Source organism: Flexithrix dorotheae DSM 6795, from assembly GCF_000379765.1.
GTDB classification, from domain to species: domain Bacteria; phylum Bacteroidota; class Bacteroidia; order Cytophagales; family Flammeovirgaceae; genus Flexithrix; species Flexithrix dorotheae.
The window spans coordinates 193,560-210,804 of the sequence record NZ_KB903509.1; the positions used below are offsets into that span (position 1 = coordinate 193,560).

Below are 17,245 nucleotides of genomic sequence, written 5' to 3' on the forward strand. Positions count from 1 at the left end.
TCTATTGCATTTTTAGGTATAAATAAGAAGCAATTCGCAGGCCCTTTCAATAAATACCAAATAAAAAATACATTTCCGGTTTTCCGAAATTTCCACAAAATTAATAAAGTATCAATATAATTTTACTTTCCTTTTCCTAATCCTCATTTTCCTAATTAATTTTCCTGAAAAAAGGTTGCCTGAATCACACTACAGAATGGAAAGATCACTGAAACACTTCAAAAAAAATATTCAATTAATTTTACTGGTCATTTCACTTATTCTATATATCAGGATTGGATATTTCACGGACCGAACCAATTTTGTTGAAATTCTGAGTATTTTTTCCCTTCTGTTTGTAGGTTACTTTTTTTTGATCAGGTCCAACATTTCTTTTCATCTTCTACTGGCTTTTGTCATCTTTTTCAGGTTAATATTTCTGCTATCTGTTCCCAACCTTTCCGATGATTTTTACAGGTTCATCTGGGATGGCCGGTTGCTTTTCCAGGGTGAAAACCCATTTTTACACTTACCCTCTCATTACCTGCAACAAGGGATTCCGGGAATCAATAATACGCTTTTTGAGCAGTTAAACTCTCCAAACTATTTCACGATTTACCCCCCTGTTTGTCAGTTCGTTTATTTTGTATCGGCTTTTGGTGGGGATAAATCCATTTTATATAATGTCGTGATCATTAGAATTTTCATTCTGCTGGCAGAATTGGGTACCATTTACTTTTTACTTCAGCTCACAAAGAAGAATGAATGGAACCAAAAACTTGTACTGACTTATGCATTCAACCCTCTGATTATTATCGAGTTATCTGGCAATGTACACCCCGAAGCCTGGATGATTTTCTTCCTTTGTTTATCACTTTATTTCCTACTCAAAAATCAATTGCTCCTCTCTCCTATATTTTTCGGTTTGGCAATTTCTTCCAAATTACTTCCATTAATGTTTTTGCCTTTTTTCATTACCTATCTGGGATGGAAAAAGGCTATTTCCTACTATCTCATCACAGGGCTTACCTGTATTTTGCTATTTCTGCCTTTTTTCAATTTTGAAATGATTTATAATCTTTCTGATTCCATCAACCTTTATTTTAAAAAATTCGAATTCAATGCAAGTATTTACTACATTGTCCGATGGATAGGTTTTCAGGTAAAGGGTTATAATATAATCCAGACTGCTGGGATAAGGCTTTCTTTTATACCTGTTATTTTAATTGCTTTGCTCACTTTTAATCAAAGAGACAAGTGGGAGAATCTTTGGGAGAAAATGCTATTTGCTCTTTCTGCTTACTTCTTTGTAGCAACCATCATTCATCCCTGGTATATTACCACATTGGTATTCCTTTCTGTTCCCTTGAAATTTCGTTTTGCTGTTTTATGGTCATTTTTAGCCATTTTATCCTATGCTACCTACCAGACAAACCAATACATTGAAAACCTTTGGCTGGTTGCGCTGGAATATTGCCTGGTATACGGCTGGCTAATTTGGGAATTGATGGTACATAAAAAACTGCTTTTCAGAGGGTATAAAAAACACCTTGAAGCAAGTATTCATCTTTTAAAAACAAAACTATAAACAGCATTAAGCATTTGTTTCAATTCTATGGCTTTTATTATTGGTAATATTTTTAATATCCCAGGTAAGTTTTTTTACAAATTCTTTCTTTCTATGGCTACAGGCAGACTTTATGCATAATCCACAGGAATGTGGCTGGCACCCATCTGTATGCACAAAAAGTTCGATCACTTCCCCAAACTGATCTTCAGCCAGCTTGGCAACTTCCTCTACTTCCATATGCGCTTCTTTTACAGTAAGATACCATGGAACAGTAAAATGACAGTCCAAATGGAGTTTGTTGCCATATTTCAGGATTCGTAGATTGTGAATATCAATCCAGTTCTCTCTCCTTTTTTCATTTAAACTTTGTACCAACTCGGAAATCAATTCTTCATCTGCTTCATCCATAATTCCTGAAATAGTGCTTCGAATTATTCTCAAACCGGTATAAATAATTATAAAACCAAAAATGGCAGCAACTAAACTATCAATCCAGACAAAACCGGTAAGATAAAGCAATCCGAGGCCCAGAATTATTCCAATCGTAGAATAAGTATCTGTAATGAGGTGTTTACCACTAGCCTTCAATGCCATAGACCTGGTTTTTTGGGCCACTTTTATGCAATAATATCCGAGGAGATAATTGGCGATTCCTGAAAATAACACCAACAGAATGCCAAAATCGAGTTTTTCAATTTCCGGAGGAACAATAAGATTCAGCGCAGATTTATAAATAATAAACCCACCAGCAAGAATAATCATGGAACCTTCAAGCGCAGCCGAAACCAATTCTATTTTCCCATGGCCATAAGGATGATTGGCATCTTTCGGTCGGGCAGATACCTTAAGGCTGTAAAGCCCGACAAAACCTGCTGTAACATTTACAATACTTTCCAGGGCATCGGTAAGGATTGCAATAGAGTGGGTGGCATAAAAAGCTATAAATTTCACTATTAGCAGCAATAATGACACAATTACTACCCAACTTTGCACCCTTATATTTTCCTTTGAAGCTACAGGCATTTAAAATGGTATTAGTCAGTCACAAAAGTGATGGAAATATTATTTTTTTGGGGATATTTATCAAAATAAAGGAATTGTTTTGAGGAATTTTTGTTTTTGGAAATCAATATCAAACATAGAAAAATCAAATGACAAATATAACAGAAACTGCCACACTTGGCGCAGGGTGTTTTTGGTGCGTTGAAGCAATTTTTCAAAGACTTGAAGGAGTAAAATCTGTACTTCCCGGCTATTCTGGTGGGCATATAAAAAATCCTGCTTACAGAGAAGTCTGCACAGGAAGAACCGGACACGCAGAAGTAGCACAAATTGAATTCGATCCTGAAATCATTTCCTTTGAAGAAATTTTAGATGTTTTCTGGAACACCCATGACCCCACCACCTTAAACCGGCAGGGAAATGACGTTGGCACGCAATACCGATCTGCCATATTTTACCATAATGATACACAAAAGGAAATAGCCGAAAAGTCTAAAAAACTGACAGCAGAGGCTGGTTTATGGCCTGATACCATTGTGACAGAAATTGTGCCCTTTGAGGTATTTTACCCAGCCGAAGAAGACCACAAAAACTATTTTAATGAGCATCCTGAGCAAACTTATTGTGCTCTGGTGATCAACCCTAAAGTACAAAAATTTAAAAAAGCCTATGGAGGCAAATTAAAGGCATAGGGTTGGAATACATTACAAATTTTGGGAAATGAATCAAAGAAAGCATTTCCCATACCCCTCATTTCTCCTTATTCCCAAATCAAACTCTCACAATTTCCTTCCTAAGTACACAAAATTGCTTAGTTTTAACTTTCACAAAAAGTAATTAAAACACTCCTGAAGTTTTCCTCTGCTAAATCTTTGGAAAAGGGGTGTTTTAAAAAGGATATTGAAATAGACAAAAATTGCCCAAGGAGTTTCCCATGACATTTAAAGAGAAAGTATTTCATACTATCCAACCTGATGAAAATTCAAAAACTAAAAAAAACAGGTGGTTCGAATATTTCATTACTACACTTATTACCCTAAATATTTTTGCCGTATTTTTTGAATCTTTTGAGCACTTTTATGGGGCCCATACTACATTATTTAACATTATCGAAATATTTTCGGTATTGGTTTTTACCATAGAATATCTGCTCCGACTATGGACAAGTGACATGCTTTATCCCAAACACGGAAAATTTAAAAGCGCTATAAAGTTCATGGTTTCTTTTTACGGGCTTGTCGATCTGCTATCTATTTTGCCTTTTTACATTCCATTTTTGATGAAGGTTGACCTCAGAGTAGTACGATCAATGAGACTGCTACGACTCCTGAGGATTTTAAAATTACAACGATATTCTACTTCATTTAAAATGGTGATCAGTGTTTTCAGAGAGGCCAAAAGCGATATTGCGGTGACTTTATTCATCACTTTTTTATTACTGATCATAGCTTCCACCATAATGTATCATCTTGAAAATCAGATTCAACCCAACAACTTTTCTAATATCGGGCAATCATTTTGGTGGGCCATTGCCACACTTACTACGGTGGGGTATGGAGATATTTACCCGGTTACCGGGTGGGGAAAGTTTATAAGTGGAATTATCGCCTTACTAGGCATTGGTGTAGTCGCTTTGCCTACCGGAATTATCAGTTCGAAGTTTATCGAAAAAATAAGGGAAAAGGAAAAATCGAAAAAAGACAAAGGCAAAAAGGGAGCTTATAAATACTGCCCCCATTGTGGTAAAAAATTAATAGATTGAAGAAGTTTTAAATTAACTCAAGCCGATTATCTAAACTTTTTATAAATAAAAGGTTTCCATTTTTCTTCTACTACTCCCTGCTTATCCATTTCCGCCCTGGCCAGTGTGAAAAACAAGTCAGATAACCGGTTAATATAGGCCGGAATGTAATCCTCTACGCTTTCCGGATCTTCTTTAATCAGGGTAATCAATCGCCTTTCTCCTCTTCTCATCTGGGTTCTGGCTACATGGCAAAGAGCAGACACTTCATTTCCACCTGGTAATAAAAAATAATCGGATGGTTCCTTCATCTCACTTTCAAGATCGTCAATCCATTGTTCACAAAATGCTGGTCCATCTTCTGGTTTGTGGTTAGTATTCTGTTTCTTAGCATTAGAAGGTGTAGCCAGATGCGACATCATATCCATCATATCCACCTGAATTTTTTGAAGCTTTTCCTGCCATTCATGGTTTCCTGGTAATTTGGACCGCAGTAATCCTATGGTTGAATTGGCTTCATCCAGGGTTCCATTACATTCTATTCTGGGAGAATCCTTGAACTCCCGCTGCCCTCCATAAACTCCTGTTTTTCCTTTATCTCCCGACCTCGTATAAATTTTCATTTTATATATATCTAAATGGTTTTGTCTATAATATAATTTGGTGGCAAATTAAAAGATTTAAAGCTGCAATCACAGGAATAAAATTGAATTTGTGCCATTATATATTTCCATGAAAAAACTTTGCTTGAAATAATAATTTTTGAGAGAAAAAGTCTACCTAAAAAATCGAAATAAGATATTTATATTTGTTTATAGGCATAACCTGCTTATCCAAACCAATTATTTACCACCACATTACCAAACATAAAATATGGAAGCCTTAATCAATTTTTTTGAACATGTACCAACCAGCTTCAGAACAGGACTATTACTTGGAGGAATCGTATTTTTCTGGGTACTGGAAGGTGTTTTACCGCTATTTAAATTTAAATATAAAAAATTCAGACATGGCGCTCTCAATATGTTTTTCAATCTTACTACCGCCATTGTTGGTTTTGGACTTGCCGGAGCGCTATTGTGGGCCTCTACTTTTACCTATTCCAATAAAATTGGTTTATTACACGTAATCGATTTGCCCTTATGGGCACAGGTTGTGGTTGGAATTTTACTACTTGACCTGATCGGAGCCTATTTTATCCACTGGCTGGAACATAAAGTAAAATGGATGTGGAAATTTCATCTGGTTCATCATAGCGACACTACCATTGATGTCACCTCAGGACTCAGACACCATCCCGGGGAAACTGTTTTTAGAATATTTTTCACAATTTGTGCCGTAATGATAGTAGGTGCTCCTATGGGCATTGTAATGCTATACCAAAGTCTTTCAGTATTATTTGCCCATATTACCCATGCCAATCTGAATATGCCTCCAAGAATTGATAAAATACTGTCATATGTATTTATCACCCCAAATATGCATAAGGTCCATCACCATTATCAGCAACCGCTTACTGATACTAACTATGGAAATATTTTTGCATTTTGGGACAGAATTTTTGGCACTTTTGCTGAAGTGGAAAACACCAAAGGACTAATTTATGGAATTGATACCCATATGGACCCTAAAGAAAATGACAATATAGGCAATTTACTGGCGATACCCTTTCAAAAATACAGAGTCCCTCAATCTTCAAAATTTGGGCAAAAAAAAGAGGTGGAAAAAGTAAGGTAATTAGCAGAAAAAAAGGGATAATTAGCCAACTAAATGACTACATTATCCCAGACTCACAATTCACGTGAAGTCCACCTTTTTTTCCTTAAGAGACCTTTTCAAATTCAGTTTTAGGACTTCCACACAAGGGACAGGAATAGGTTTCTGGCAAGTCTTCGAAAGAAACGCCTCTTTCAATTCCTGCTGCTTCATCACCATATTGCTGATCATAAACGGTCATACAATTGCCGCACTGGTAAATGCTATCAGAGATTGACTGCTGCCTTTCTGCATCCTTTTTATTGTTCTTTTTCAGGTTCACATCCAATTGATCATAGTACATATGACTAAGCTCAATGAGCAATGGAGGAAGGATTTCTCTGGTTACTTTTTTGGCATAATAGAAATATTCTGAAAGGTTTGGGTTAAAATCCTTGGAATAAAGAATATTAAAAGTATCTGGTTCATTTTCATTAGTCTTCACATTCTTCTCTATTACAACAGAAGTAAATAACACTATTTTCCTACTGGTTTTTACAGTAAAGGTCAGTCCATATGTTGAGATATCCTGTTGGTCAAGTGCCCTTACCAAAAAGTTTTTTAATTCAAGTGCTTCGTCATCCAATACTGGCAAATGCCAGTTCAATTCCAATGCTGAATGCCTCATATTTATACCAAACTTTCCCATCAGCTTTTCCCATGAAAGCCGGTCTTTCTCCAAAATGCCATGTACAATAAAAGATTTCCATGGTGTTAAACTCACCTTACCAATTTTGGTTTCCATGCATAGATTGCACAACTCTTTCAGAAACTTTATGGTAAATTGATTATTCCTCCAATACAATCCCAGCCAATATTTATCAGCTGCTTCCCTGTTCATTCCTTCGTAGTAAGGAAAATTCCCATCAGGAAAAATAAGCTCATTTTCAATTGGCTGAGTATTCATTGGCACATCCACCAACAACTTTTTATAGATTTCTTCATAGCCCATATTATTTTCCAGAGGCTTCATATCTTCAATTGCTTTGGAAACTTTAGCCAGATCAAAACCATAGATGAGAATAGGCAGGCCAAAAGGTTTTTCCCCAATTTCGGAAAACCGGAGATATAAAAACCAGTAATTATCGGAAGAAGAAGCTATAAAATTAATATTCCCCGTAAACAAGGGCACCAGACTTTGGGCAGGATCTACAATGTTGATCTTAAACTTGGGCCTGTGTTTAAATGTATCCAGCACATAATGATAAATATGTGGGGCCAGCCATGAAGTTTTTGGCATTACATCGTGTGCCACATACGAACTTACAATATTTTGATATTCTTCCCCATCCACATCATATTCTGTCTGGATAGAGTTGAACGTCTCATTCAATTTTTCTTTGTTCTTCTCAATAACCGGAAATAAAATATCCTGTCTGGAACCGAAATGCACATAATCTGTCCCAAACTCCTTAGCCGTCTCTATTATTTTTAAAAGGTCTCCCGGGGAAATGATTCCTCCTTTTACAAAGACCCTTACTAAATCCCTTTTCTGTATTGCCATTTTAATTTAATACTTTTTGCTCAAAATTAACAGTTTCTAACCAACCTCCTCTACTTCACCACAGCCAGCTTTCCCTCCAGAATGTTTTTAACTTCCGGCTTACAACTTCCGCAACCCAATCCAGCTCCAGTTTGGGTACAAAGGTCATTAAACACGGTACATCCACCCTCTATGGCCTTTTCAATATTGCCCTTCCCTACATTGCTGCAAGAACATACCAATGGGCCAATAACAGGTTCTTTATTACTGTTCGACCTCAATAATTCTGTTCTTTTTTCGGAAAGTTCAATCTCCTCTTCAATCAAACTTTTGAACTCGGCAAATTCAGATTTATCCCCCAGAAGAATCGCCCCGACCAATTTATCCTGGTGGATAATACATTTTTTGTAATAAGTTTTGGCCTGATCCAGAAAGATGATCTCTTCATAATCTTCCTCCTTTCCCGTGGGAATTTCAGGTATTCCGATAGAAGCCAGATCGAGATCAGAAAACTTAAGGATATTCATCGGAACAGATCCGGTGTAAATACTGGTTGAATCACCAGAAATAAATCTTGCAGCTATATCAGCTTGTTGTTCTGCAGCTGCTGTAATTCCGTTTAGCTTCCGGTTGTGTTCCGCTATTTCCCCCATGGCAAAAATGGTGGGATCACTGGTTTGTAAATAATCATTCACCACCAGCCCCCTTCCTGATTTCAGGTTAGCGGCTTTTCCCAATTCAATATTTGGGCGTGTCCCGATGGCATAAACAATGGCATTACAGTGCAAAGATTTACCTGATTTTAAGTGGGCAAAAACACCAGAGTTTTCTTCCCCAACCTCAAGGTTTTGCACCTGATCATTTAAATACAATTGGATTTCCATTTCCTCTATCCTTTGCCTCAATAATCTACTGGCAATGGGATCAAGCTGCCTTTCCATTAGTCTGGAACCAAGTTGCACAATTGAAATATCCACATTAATTTCTTTAAGTGCAGCAGCCAGTTCCAAACCCAATAAGCCCCCGCCTACAATCACCACATGTCCTCCGGGTTTTAGCACCTCCTTCAACTGATCAGCATTATGCCGGTTACGCATGGTAAATACTCCCGGAAGATGAATGGGAACATCTGAGGGAACAAATGCCCGGCTTCCAGTAGCCATTATCAGGATATCATAACTGTGCTTTTCTCCTTTGCTATCGGTGATGCTTTTTGATTCCCGATCTACCTGCATTACGCTATTCGAAACATGCAGGTGTACATTCAGCTTTTCAAATTCTCCCAGTTTAAATTTCACCAGGTCCTCCCATCCCAATTGCTCATTCACATACTCAGGAAGTAAAACCCTGTTATAAAATGGATATTTTTCATTGGAAAAAACATGGATTTCATCCTCCTTGTTGATTTCCCTGTAGGTATTAATAAACCTGTAACCTGCTGCACCCGCTCCTATAATTACAATTTTTTGCTTCTCTTTGGTGTATTTGGAAACTTCCACCGCAGCATATTTAAATCCCGGTTGTTTGGATACCGGATCGAAAGCACTGCTGGTAATATTATTGGCTCTTCCAAAATCCTTATTCAGAATTTTTCCCCAATGCATTGGCAGAAAAACAACTCCCTGTTTTATCCTATCGGTTATAGTCACATTTACCCGCACTTCTCCCCTTTCATTTTTTACAACCACAGTATCGTGTTCTTTTACGCCCCTCAAATCCGCATCTATGGGGTGCATTTCCAAAAAGGGCTTGGCAATATGTTTTTTAAGTTTATTCACCTTCCCGGTTTTGGTCATGGTATGCCACTGATCCCTTACCCTCCCTGTGGTTAGAATTAAAGGATAATCCCCTGAAAGAGGTTCAGCTTCAACTGTAGGTCCATCGATGTGGATTTGTGCTTTTTGAGAAGGGGTGTAAAACACCTTATCTGTAAATAACCGGGGAGTACCTTTATGGCTTTTGTGAGGGACAGGCCATTGGAAAGAACCTTCATTTTGTAGCCTGTGGTAATTCAGCCCGGAAATATCAATATTAGTACCTTTTGTTAAAGCACAGTGCTCATCATACACTTCAGAGGGGTTCTTAAAATCGAATCCGCTATAGTCCATTTTTTTGGCAAATCGGCAAAAAATCTCCCAATCGGGTAAAGCCTCACCCGGAGCATCCACCACTTTTGGAAGATAAGTAATTCTTCTTTCAGAATTAGTCATGGTTCCTTCCTTCTCCAGCCAACCCGCTGCAGGAAGCAGAAGGTCAGCATATTTGGTAGTATCAGACCGGTTTGAAATATCCTGCACCACTACAAACTTAGCCATTTTCATCGCTTCATCAACCAGCCTTGCATCAGGCATACTAACTGAAGGATTGGTGCAAACGATCCAAATTGCCTTCATTTTTCCAGACTTCAGGGCATCAAACATCTGAGTGGCAGTAAGCCCGGGTTTATCCGGCAGTGAATCTACCCCCCAAAAATCTGCTACTTCTTTTCTATGCTCAGGATTAGCCTGGTTTCTGTGGGCTGCGAGTAAAGTCGCCATACCCCCCACTTCTCTTCCGCCCATTGCATTGGGCTGTCCGGTAAGAGAAAATGGCCCCGAACCTGGTTTTCCAAGATGACCGGTAATAAGATTCAGGTCTAAAAGCGAAAGGTTTTTATTGACACCATCGGTACTTTGATTAAGTCCCATGGCCCACATAGTGATAAATCCTTTGGCCTCACCAATATATCTAGCTGCTTTTTCGATTACATGTAAAGGAACATCACAAATCGCAGAGGCCTCTTTAATTGTCCTTTGCATTACCAGTTTTCTGTATTCCTGAAATCCCTCTGTATTATTTCTAATAAATTCCAGATCAATATCACCATGTTCAATTAAAGCCCTCCCTATGGCCTGATATAAAATCGTATCAGTTCCCGGCCGTAATTGAATATGTAAATCTGCCATGGCACAGGTTTGTGTAACCCTTGGATCTACTACAATCAGTTTTACATGCGGGTTTTCCTCCTTATGTTTTTCTAATCTCCTAAATAAAATGGGATGACACCAGGCAGGATTAGCCCCGGCTACCATAAAACAATCCGCCAGTTCAATATCATCATAGGCTATTGGAACACTATCTTCACCGAGTGTCTTCACATAACCCATCACCGCACCACTCATACAAAGTCTGGAGTTGGTGTCTATGTTATTAGTTCCAATGTAGCCTTTTGTTAATTTATTAACCAGGTAATATTCTTCCGTTAAGCATTGCCCCGACACATAATATCCCACTGAATCGGGACCGAATTGCTTAATTAGTGCCTTAAAAACTGCTGATGCCCTGTTGAGGGCTGTATCCCAGTCTACATTTTGTAATGGATGGTTTTTGCCCCATCTCATTTTCGGATGTGTAAGCCGATCACTTTTATCCAAAACGGTATAATGTAAATTCATACCTTTTGAACACAACATCCCTCTGTTAACAGGATGATCTTTATCCCCCTCTACTTCAAGATTTCCCCTCTTGTCCTTTTTAACAACAATTCCACATCCAACTCCGCAATAGGAACATGTAGTTTTAAAAGAATCTGATTTGCCAGTAATCATGATAATAAATATTTAAATCCTCTCATGTTGAAAGCTCTTTGAGCATTCATTTTATTTATAGGAAAATAAGAAAGAATTTAAAGCGGTGAAAACGAATATAGTCGACTTAAACCTTAACTAAACTTCGCTCTAAATTCCTTACTTATTCCTATTTTTAGTTAATTATCAATCCTCAAAAACAAAGTAGTGGAGGCCAAAAGGCCCCCATTACCGATCCATTTACGTGGAGAGGATTGTAAATTTATCTTTATGACTTCTCCTTTTTGTACAAGTAAAAGGATTCGCCTTTACTTACCTCAGTAAATACGTAACAAAAATACGTATTTAATTTAAATTTTGCTTCTTTTTTAGTAAATAAATGCGTAAAAATACGTAAAAATTTTATTTAACAGGATGCTCCACTTAGATTGAATGAATTTCCCTCATGGTTAATTTAGGACTTTGGGAAGAAAAGGCTTATCATAAAAAAGGCCTTGATTTTTACATCAAGGCCCCATCCAAACTGGAAATATATTATTGAAAACTTATTGCGCTACTACAGGCTCTGGTTTTACGTTATTCGCAGCAATTGATTTATCAAGTTCAATTTTGGCAATTTTTTCATCTTCCTCAGAGAATCGAATCAGGAAGGCCAAGAAAGAAACTGCTCCTACGATTATTCCCAGATAAAGGAAGGATTCGGTCCATTCTAATCCAGTCAGTTGTTTTTTGAAAAGGAACATACCGGCCACAGCACCGGCATTACCACCTGCTCCAACGATTCCAGAAACCGCTCCAAGCGCTTTCTTATTAATAAATGGAACCACACTATAAGTTGCCCCCTCACTCATTTGAACAAACAAACTAAAAATCAATAAAGACATGATAATCAAAGGAATAGTACCCATTCTTGAAAAAAGCATTAAGGCAAGTCCTTCGCAGAATAATCCAATGAATAACCATTTTACCCTTCCATTTAATCCGGCCATTTTCCCAAACTTATCGCCAACCATGCCTCCCAGTGATCTTGCAAAGATGTTCATTAAGCCAAAAATACCTGCAATGATACCTGCCGTTCTCAGGTCCATATCAAAATAATCCGAAAAGTAAAGTGCAGCTTTTGAATTCACAATCAATTCTACACCAAAACAAGCCCCGTAAATCACGAATAGTAACCAAACTCTGTAGTCTTTAGTCGCATCAGCAAAAGAACCACTGGCTCTTTTCTCACTTTTCCACAAGCCTTTTTCCTTAATCTCAGAAAAATTTCCATCAGGTGTATCCTGGGTAAATTTCAGGTATAAAACACCCATGATTAATAACAGGAATCCAGGACCAATCATGGCATATCTCCAGGCAAGTGTCTCAGAACCAAACCAGGCCAAACAACCTGCAAATACAAATGGCATTACCTGTTGGGTTACACCTCCTCCAAGGTTACCCCAGCCTGCTGTGGTAGCATTTGCTGTTCCTACCACATTAGGAGCAAACATCACAGAAGTATGGTATTGGGTAATCACAAAGGAAGCGCCTATGGCTCCAATGAACATTCTGGCTATTAAAAATTGCTCATAAGTTTGAGAAAGTCCAATCAACATGACTGGAATTGAGCCTAAAATAAGAAGCCAGGAGTAGGTAATTCGAGGTCCGATTTTATCGCATAACCAACCAATTATTAACCTCATAAAAACAGTAGAAGCTACTGCCACCATATTTGTGGTTACAATCTGATCAGTAGTGATCCCAAGGTCGGCCCTTACGATCTTTAGCATAGGTGCAATACCAAACCAACCGAAAAAACAAAGAAAAAATGCGATCCAGCTCATGTGGAAGGCCCTCATTTGAACGGAATCAAAACTTAGAAGCTTGATTTTAGTCGCCTTTGATACACTTTGATAACTCATGATTTAAATTTTTATAATCCGTAAAATTCAATTCTATTTGAAATATCGAAATTCAAACTATTGATTTGCCTGCCTTTCAATACTTAGGCAAATATAAGTATGATTTTTAAATTTTACGTAAATTTACGTAATTAATTTTACGTAAATACTTAATTTAATAATAAATCAATGATTATCAAGTACTTAATAAGTCTAAAAAATTAATTTACTTTTACTTTTTAAGGACAAATAAAGTATTAAAACATTTTTTTACGTAGAAAACCTAAAAACTAAATAAAAAAACACCTGTAAATGTTTGATTACAAATACAGGTGTTTTACAATTACTACAAAAGTTATTTTCCCTAAAGAAAGGGAAATAAAGACAAGTCAGGCCCTCCTACTTTGCTCCTAAATGAATGGTTCCACCAAGAGACAACATAGAAAGTTTATTGTCTTCGCTTAAATCAAGAGATTCGTATTCCAGCCGAATACCTATCAAACCAAGTTTCACTCCGGCTCCTAAACCCCACATGAAGGTGGAAGTGGTCTCTGTATTACTTACAGGAATAGCACTATGGACAGTATTTTCATAATTTCCGAAAAATACTCCAGCTTTTCCAAAAGCTAATACCGGACCCAGGCTTAATTTTCCCCTTGCCGCAATATCCCATCCGGTGGATTTGGTTTCAAAATTTACCGCATTTTGTTTTCCTTCAACTTTTCCCAGATCTCTATAACCTCCTTCGAGACCCAAAAAACCAGAACCAAATCCGGCAAAAACTTTATAACCTACAGTATTTTTATCTACTTTAAAATCGTTTCCTCCGAGATCTTCAATGGATTTATCTCTGAAAGAATTCCCCACACTTCCTCCTATGTAAAAGCCTTGGGCAAAAAGATTATCAGTGATAAATAAAGCACTAAAGCATAAGGTTAAAAAGAATAATTTTATTTTCATTTTAAACAAGGTTTATAGATTCTTAAAAATTAAGTTCTCCGGTGAAAAACTAAACAAAGTATAGTCCAAATTCTATTAAATTTGACAAAAAAACAAGATTTGAGAAAAATTATCCATATCGATATGGATGCCTTCTTTGCCTCTGTAGAACAAAGAGACTTTCCTGAATACAGAGGCAGACCACTGGCAGTAGGAGGCTCCTCAGACCGGGGAGTAGTAGCCGCAGCCAGTTATGAAGCACGTGAATACGGGGTCAGGTCCGCCATGCCCTCAAAACTGGCGATACAAAAATGCCCACATATTATTTTTGCGAAATCTCGTTTCGATGTTTATAAGGAAGTTTCAAAACAAATCAGGGAAATCTTTTTTCAATATACCGATTTAGTAGAACCACTTTCTTTGGATGAAGCTTATCTGGATGTAACCGAAAACAAAAAGGGTTTACCTTCTGCCACACTTATCGCAAAGGAAATAAAGCAAAAAATAAAAGAAACTACCCAACTGACAGCCTCTGCAGGAATTTCCTTTAATAAATTTCTAGCGAAAATAGCTTCTGATATGGACAAACCAGATGGATTATTCCTGATAAAGCCCGAGGATGCAGATGAATTTATAGCTAATTTACCAATCGAAAAGTTTTTTGGTATTGGAAAAGTAACCGCAGATAAAATGAGACGAATGGGTATTCATAAAGGCAAAGACCTGAGAGAGAAACCTGAGATTGAATTAATAAAAAGTTTTGGGAAGTCAGGCAGGTATTATTATAAAATTTCCAGAGGGGAGGATGATCGACAGGTAAAACCGGACCGTATAAGAAAATCCATTGGAGCTGAAAGAACTTTTGAAGAAGATTTAAGCAATGAAGGGGATATTATGGTGGTGACCTTTCAGATTGCGGAAATGGTATATGAAAGACTCCAAAAAGCCAATGCATTTGGAAAAACCATTACCCTAAAGCTTAAAGACCTTGATTTTCAGATCAATTCAAGAAGCAAAACGTTTAAACATACCATCACTAACCTTGAGGAAATTAAAAATGCGGCCAATGAGCTTTTACACCATCCTCATTTACCCCAAAAACCACTGAGGTTAATCGGCATTTCCATTTCCAATCTGGATAATAATAACAGATTGGGCACGCAATTAGAAATTGATTTTTAATTAAAGAAAATGTATGAAATAAAAAAATCGGAACTTAGAAAACCTTCAGGTTTCCAGTTATGGTTGTTCATTCATATTTACTATAATCCTGGAAAAGGTTAAAAAGTTTAATTGAAAAATTAGAAAGGATAAATTCTTTCTAAAAAAAGACCAGGGACAGGCGATCCTGTATGGACAGAAACCTAAATCAGGTTAATTTTCCAGTTCCGATATATTATTCAATTGGTTTGGTTGTGTTGACCTTTTTGAAATAAAAATATATGAGTAAAAAATTCAAGATTTAAGGCTATCATAAAATGATAACATTTAAAAATCTTTTTCCAGATCAACATACTGCAATCTATTTATTTTCTTCGAAATAAACTATAAATATTACTCTTTTCTAATATGGTTTTTAAAGCATTTGCCGGAATCCGTTTTTCTAATAAAAAGTATGGCAAACCTTTAAATAGAATTAGGATTGAGTTCCGCAGGTTGAGGAAAAAAATGAATCTTCAAATCCTTTAAAAAAGTATTCAGCGAGGTATAAGGAACACCCTTTTTGTGATTAGCTCTTCCAATTTCCCAAATAATTTTCGCATGCTTAAATACATCCTTATAGGCTTTCCATAATTTCATGGAAGGGTCGTAAATATGAGCGGGCTCTGAGCTTACTCCATTTAATTCCAGTATTTTAATATTTTCCCCCTTATAAAGATCCTCCAGAGATTTCACCCTCAAATCAAACCGACCATAATAATAGCCTTCAATACCACAGGCAATTTCATTAATCACGTTTACCAATTGACTGTTGATCAGGTGATTACCATTCTTAAATACGGTACCTCTACAATGATTCCCTATAGGCTCCAGAAGTAATTGCGTCCCTTTAGGGATAATCTCTTTCCATTTATCTTCAAACTTGGCCTGCAAATATGCTTTTCTTCCCTTCGCCCGGGTATTATTTTCCACTAATTCCTGCAAAGTAGAATTTCCGTTTCCTTCAATTGTTAAAAATCCCTTTACTACTACGGATGAAATATCGCCCTGGGGTTTTCCTGGATATCTGTAATATAAAATCCCAAGCTCTAAATGAAAATCAATATATTCCTGCACCAGTAAATCTTCATTATGGCTGGAAAAATAAGTATCCAGTTCAGCTTTGCTGTTGATCTTTTCCACCCCTTTTCCCCTTTCACCAATATTCGGCTTCACTATAAGTGGGAAAGAAAGGTTAATGCTTTCGATAAGGGAATAATATTCATTTATTGACTTTCCCTTCTCCAGGAAAATAGTTTTGGGAAGAAATGCAGGCTGAATTTTATTGAGTACACTAATTTTTGATTCACCCATTACCCCACCGTATTTCATCCCCGGATTGGTGGCGGAAAAGTAAGTAAGCGAGCGGGACCTGAAGGCTAGGTAAAACCCGTAGAAATAAAGTGGAATATAGAAAACCCAATAAGGCCAATACTCGAAATTGACGATTTTTATTAGAAAAGCAGGTTGTTTAATATTCAACATTTTTAAATTTCAATCCAAAAATTATAGACCGGCTAAAAATACAAACTGATCTGATGAAATTCTTATAAAATCTTTCTAGAAGAATATTTTTTTTCGGTCCAAAGTTCCCTATCCCCCAGCCAACGAAAAAGAAAACACAAAAAAGCCCTCCAACTTAAAGATTGGAGGGCTTTTTTGTGTTTTAAATGAGAGAAAAACTATACTAAATTATTACTTACTTACTATAAATTTTTTGGTAACGAGGCTTTTATCGTCAATACTTAAGGTGTAAAAGTAAACTCCAGCTGAAAAATCAGTAAGGGATATTTTCAATTGACTTTCATTTCCACTTAGGGAAAAACTGGCCACTTCACTTCCAATTAAATTTCGCAGAATAATTCTGACATTGGAATTTGATTCTAATACAGAATAATCGAAAATGGCATAATCTACAGCCGGGTTAGGATAAATGTTGGAAATAGTAATTTCTTTACTTTCCCATAATTTCTCTGAATTCCATTGATCAGGATTTTCCATTTCCTCCGCAAATCCTACGAAAGCAAAAATGGTAATAAAAATTGCACTTAGTATAGTTTTCCTCATAGTTTGTAAATTTAGACAGCGTAATTATTAAAATTTAATCAGGATTTTACTCAATTGTTT

Annotated in this window: 13 protein-coding genes; 5 read left to right on the plus strand and 8 right to left on the minus strand. The window is 36.8% G+C overall.

Annotated elements, in window-relative coordinates:
• Nucleotides 1-196 precede the first annotated feature (196 nt).
• A complete protein-coding gene (locus A3EM_RS45050; protein ID WP_020533572.1) occupies nt 197-1,567 on the plus strand; it encodes an MptA/MptB family glycosyltransferase in 1,371 nt (456 codons plus the stop codon).
• Between the two features lie 6 nt (nt 1,568-1,573).
• On the opposite strand, the gene A3EM_RS0138490 is transcribed toward A3EM_RS45050, so the two are convergent.
• The gene (locus A3EM_RS0138490) at nt 1,574-2,572 is read right to left on the minus strand and encodes a cation diffusion facilitator family transporter (RefSeq protein ID WP_020533573.1); all 999 of its coding nucleotides are present in this window, start codon (nt 2,570-2,572) and stop codon (nt 1,574-1,576) included.
• 128 nt (nt 2,573-2,700) lie between these two features.
• Here A3EM_RS0138490 and msrA point away from each other — a divergent pair, with 128 nt between their 5' ends.
• Nucleotides 2,701-3,243 (plus strand): peptide-methionine (S)-S-oxide reductase MsrA, encoded by a 543-nt coding sequence (gene msrA / locus A3EM_RS0138500; RefSeq protein WP_020533575.1) that lies wholly within the window; start codon nt 2,701-2,703, stop codon nt 3,241-3,243.
• A gap of 242 nt (nt 3,244-3,485) precedes the next feature.
• Entirely contained in the window at nt 3,486-4,313 is an 828-nt protein-coding gene (locus A3EM_RS0138505) for an ion transporter (RefSeq protein WP_020533577.1), read from the plus strand.
• A 26-nt stretch (nt 4,314-4,339) separates the two neighbouring features.
• On the opposite strand, the gene A3EM_RS0138510 is transcribed toward A3EM_RS0138505, so the two are convergent.
• Nucleotides 4,340-4,915, minus strand: coding sequence for a cob(I)yrinic acid a,c-diamide adenosyltransferase (locus A3EM_RS0138510; protein ID WP_020533578.1), 576 nt, complete (start codon nt 4,913-4,915; stop codon nt 4,340-4,342).
• Between the two features lie 250 nt (nt 4,916-5,165).
• Here A3EM_RS0138510 and A3EM_RS0138515 point away from each other — a divergent pair, with 250 nt between their 5' ends.
• Nucleotides 5,166-6,029, plus strand: coding sequence for a sterol desaturase family protein (locus A3EM_RS0138515; protein WP_020533579.1), 864 nt, complete (start codon nt 5,166-5,168; stop codon nt 6,027-6,029).
• Between the two features lie 85 nt (nt 6,030-6,114).
• Here A3EM_RS0138515 and A3EM_RS0138520 read toward each other — a convergent pair whose 3' ends face one another.
• From A3EM_RS0138520 to A3EM_RS0138540, 4 genes are all read right to left on the minus strand, one after another.
• Nucleotides 6,115-7,551 (minus strand): rubredoxin, encoded by a 1,437-nt coding sequence (locus tag A3EM_RS0138520; protein ID WP_020533580.1) that lies wholly within the window; start codon nt 7,549-7,551, stop codon nt 6,115-6,117.
• A 50-nt stretch (nt 7,552-7,601) separates the two neighbouring features.
• On the minus strand, nt 7,602-11,117 hold the full coding sequence (locus tag A3EM_RS0138525) for a nitrate reductase (protein ID WP_020533581.1): 3,516 nt from the start codon (nt 11,115-11,117) through the stop codon (nt 7,602-7,604).
• A gap of 524 nt (nt 11,118-11,641) precedes the next feature.
• Entirely contained in the window at nt 11,642-13,000 is a 1,359-nt protein-coding gene (locus A3EM_RS0138535) for an MFS transporter (protein WP_020533583.1), read from the minus strand.
• A 378-nt stretch (nt 13,001-13,378) separates the two neighbouring features.
• Nucleotides 13,379-13,939 carry a porin family protein gene (locus A3EM_RS0138540; RefSeq protein WP_020533584.1) on the minus strand — a complete coding sequence of 187 codons (561 nt, stop codon included), beginning with the start codon at nt 13,937-13,939 and terminating at the stop codon, nt 13,379-13,381.
• A gap of 81 nt (nt 13,940-14,020) precedes the next feature.
• Between A3EM_RS0138540 and dinB the strand changes: the two genes are divergently transcribed.
• On the plus strand, nt 14,021-15,100 hold the full coding sequence (gene dinB, locus A3EM_RS0138545) for a DNA polymerase IV (RefSeq protein ID WP_085948295.1): 1,080 nt from the start codon (nt 14,021-14,023) through the stop codon (nt 15,098-15,100).
• Between the two features lie 444 nt (nt 15,101-15,544).
• Here the strand turns inward: dinB and A3EM_RS45055 are convergent, their stop codons facing one another.
• Together A3EM_RS45055 and A3EM_RS45060 are read right to left on the minus strand one after the other, a co-directional pair.
• Nucleotides 15,545-16,603 carry an ATP-grasp domain-containing protein gene (locus A3EM_RS45055; RefSeq protein ID WP_020533587.1) on the minus strand — a complete coding sequence of 353 codons (1,059 nt, stop codon included), beginning with the start codon at nt 16,601-16,603 and terminating at the stop codon, nt 15,545-15,547.
• Between the two features lie 210 nt (nt 16,604-16,813).
• Nucleotides 16,814-17,185, minus strand: coding sequence for a T9SS type A sorting domain-containing protein (locus tag A3EM_RS45060; RefSeq protein WP_020533588.1), 372 nt, complete (start codon nt 17,183-17,185; stop codon nt 16,814-16,816).
• Between the last annotated feature and the right edge of the window lie 60 nt (nt 17,186-17,245).

Excerpts from the sequence above, each read along its gene's own strand:
- A3EM_RS45050 (WP_020533572.1), top strand. The coding sequence starts at position 197 with ATGGAAAGATCACTGAAACACTTCAAAAAAAATATTCAATTAATTTTA.
- A3EM_RS0138490 (WP_020533573.1), bottom strand. The coding sequence starts at position 2,572 with ATGCCTGTAGCTTCAAAGGAAAATATAAGGGTGCAAAGTTGGGTAGTA.
- msrA (WP_020533575.1), top strand. The coding sequence starts at position 2,701 with ATGACAAATATAACAGAAACTGCCACACTTGGCGCAGGGTGTTTTTGG.
- A3EM_RS0138505 (WP_020533577.1), top strand. The coding sequence starts at position 3,486 with ATGACATTTAAAGAGAAAGTATTTCATACTATCCAACCTGATGAAAAT.
- A3EM_RS0138510 (WP_020533578.1), bottom strand. The coding sequence starts at position 4,915 with ATGAAAATTTATACGAGGTCGGGAGATAAAGGAAAAACAGGAGTTTAT.
- A3EM_RS0138515 (WP_020533579.1), top strand. The coding sequence starts at position 5,166 with ATGGAAGCCTTAATCAATTTTTTTGAACATGTACCAACCAGCTTCAGA.
- A3EM_RS0138520 (WP_020533580.1), bottom strand. The coding sequence starts at position 7,551 with ATGGCAATACAGAAAAGGGATTTAGTAAGGGTCTTTGTAAAAGGAGGA.
- A3EM_RS0138525 (WP_020533581.1), bottom strand. The coding sequence starts at position 11,117 with ATGATTACTGGCAAATCAGATTCTTTTAAAACTACATGTTCCTATTGC.
- A3EM_RS0138535 (WP_020533583.1), bottom strand. The coding sequence starts at position 13,000 with ATGAGTTATCAAAGTGTATCAAAGGCGACTAAAATCAAGCTTCTAAGT.
- A3EM_RS0138540 (WP_020533584.1), bottom strand. The coding sequence starts at position 13,939 with ATGAAAATAAAATTATTCTTTTTAACCTTATGCTTTAGTGCTTTATTT.
- A3EM_RS45055 (WP_020533587.1), bottom strand. The coding sequence starts at position 16,603 with ATGTTGAATATTAAACAACCTGCTTTTCTAATAAAAATCGTCAATTTC.
- A3EM_RS45060 (WP_020533588.1), bottom strand. The coding sequence starts at position 17,185 with ATGAGGAAAACTATACTAAGTGCAATTTTTATTACCATTTTTGCTTTC.